The 2,297-nt window shown below is 61.7% G+C and carries 2 protein-coding genes; both read right to left on the bottom strand.

The window, feature by feature from the left end:
• Positions 1-1,107, bottom strand: a 1,107-nt coding sequence (locus tag ACRESD_RS00130) for a glycosyltransferase family 4 protein (protein ID WP_431749079.1), incomplete at its 3' end; no start/stop codon positions are given.
• Between the two features lie 8 nt (positions 1,108-1,115).
• Positions 1,116-2,297 (bottom strand): GH39 family glycosyl hydrolase (locus tag ACRESD_RS00125; protein ID WP_431749078.1); only part of this gene is annotated, 1,182 nt, incomplete at its 5' end.

The raw sequence follows: 2,297 nt of genomic DNA, 5'->3' as shown, positions 1-2,297 counted from the left end.
GGCTTCACCCATGGGCACTGCCACTTCGGGAAATTGCAGCAGGCGCACCACCGAGTCCGCCAAGTCGTTGGCGGTCTGCCCACCCAGGTAATCCAGCCCCTCTACCAGATCCAGGCCCGATACTCCTTGTTCGGTGCTGGCCAGCGGCAACCCTGCGGCCAGGGCCTCGAGCACTTTGAGTTTGGAGCCGCCACCATGACGCAGCGGCGCCAGGAATACCGAGCAACTCGATTGCAGTGTCAACAGGTTCGGCACAAACCCTTGCCACTCGATACGCGGGTCCTGCCAGCGTTCGCGCCAGCTGCCAGGCATGCCGAAGCCGCACACGCTCATGCGTGCATCCGGGCAGTGCTCCCAGACCCTGGGCAGGATTTCATCCAGCGCCCATTCGATGGCATCCACATTGGGGGCGTATTCATAGTTGCCGAGGAACAACACACGGCGTGTCGCGGGGTCAGGATGGGCACCCGCGAAGTGATCGCAATCCACACCGTTAACCACCACGGACACCGGTTTGCCGGCGATTTTCTCCAGCACTTGCGCGTCGCTGCCGGTGACTGCCACCACTTGGGTAGCCTGACGCATTACGCGATGCTCCCAGCGGCTATAGCGCCATTGGTCGTAGCGAATGAACGGCCAGGCCCAGCGCGGCAGGCGATCGTACGTGGCTGCACCGAGGGCAGATTCCACGTTGTGCTCGGTCAGCACAAAGGGTTGGGACTTGCGCGCCAGGGCATCTTCATAGGGTTGGAAGGCGTAGGAATGTTCAATCTGCACCACGTCCCAATGTTCGTTGAGCAATTGGTTGAACGTGTCCTGCAGCGCGCCGGACAAGCCATTCACACTGGCCAGCAACGGGTAGGGCGCAAACAGCCCGGCCACCAGGGTTTTCGCACTGCGTAGCGGGCGGCGCGGCAGGATGATCAGTTGTTCCAGGAAGGCTTCCAGCACCTGGCGATCGGTCAGCGACACCGGGTGTTTGTCATGCAGCAATAAAGTGATCCTGTGCCCACGGGCCGCCAGGCTGCGCAGCAAGTGGAACTGGCGCGTCTTGCCGCCGCTGGTGGCGGGCCAAGGCGAGTAGGGCAGTATCCATAGAATGCGCATGGCGGGCTTCAATCCCATAACAGAATTTGCAGGTTCGACTTGACCGGTATGGTCAACCCATTAGTGCCGCTCACCGGGGTTTGCGTGCCGCGCAGTGGGTCGTACAGGGTGGCGTTGGTCAGGTTCGGCAGGTGTGCGTTGCCACCCTGGGCCGACCAGAAGAACCACAGCTTATGACCGTCGGCGCGGGTCCAGCCGATGCTGAACAGACCGTCGGGCAACTGGTCGGCGGTGGGTGGGTCTCCGGGCGTCAGTTGTGGCCCACTTACATCGAGGAAGTTCTTCAGCGCAGTGTAGGACGGCTTCGGGTTAGCGTTAAGGTCGAGCAAACCGTAGGACTGGTCGCGTACGCTGGCGCGCTGGTCGAGGTCGCTGAGGGTGAACAGGAATATCTTGTCAAAATCCATCGCGCTCATCAGCGCCACACGGCGTACCACGTAGTCAGCCTGGTCCTGCAGGGTGATGAGGTTTTGCGCCTCTTTGGGCCCTCGATAACTCGACCAGCCCCATTCGGTACTCCACAGGCTTTGTACGCCAGCGGCGCGCAGGGACTGGTTGAGTGCATTGGATTTGGCGACAAAGTCCAGGTTGGCCGGGTCATTGCCTTCAGGCAGTTGGGTGTAGGGGTGATAGGACGTCACCGTGTTGAGGCTGTTCACCCCCAGGGCGCTGAGGGCGCTGAGCATGGTCTGGCCATTGGGCATTTCGCTGAGGAAGGCCATGCCGGCCGAGACCACGGGTTTGTTCGGGTTGACCGTGCGCAAGGCGCTGGTGGTCGCCGCCAACAAGGTGAAATAGCCTGTCGGGTCGGCCACCGGGCGCCAGAAACCGAGCAGGTTGGGCTCGTTCCACACTTGCCAGGCGTCGACACTGGGGTAGCGTTGGGACAACAGCGCCATGCGGTTGGCGAATACGTTCGGGTCTTTGGGCGGGTACTGGTCCTGGTACGGAGCACCGACCGGCGCCGTAGTGGCGAAGGGCGCCGAGCCCACCAGGTAGAACACGGATTTGAGTTGATTGGTTTGCAGGTTGCCGACCAGTTGGTCCAGGGTCGCAATCTGATATTGGCCTTGGACGGGTTCCAGCTGATCCCAGTGCAAGTCCAGGCGCACCCATTGCAGGCCCAAGGCCTTGAGTTTGTCGATCTGCTGCTGGTACAGCGTGGGGCTGAACCACAGGAACTGCGCGTT

Source organism: Pseudomonas sp. (genome assembly GCF_050739995.1).
Lineage (GTDB): Bacteria > Pseudomonadota > Gammaproteobacteria > Pseudomonadales > Pseudomonadaceae > Aquipseudomonas.
Note: the sequence above shows the minus strand (reverse complement) of the source record. Positions and strands in the feature narration are given on the sequence as shown.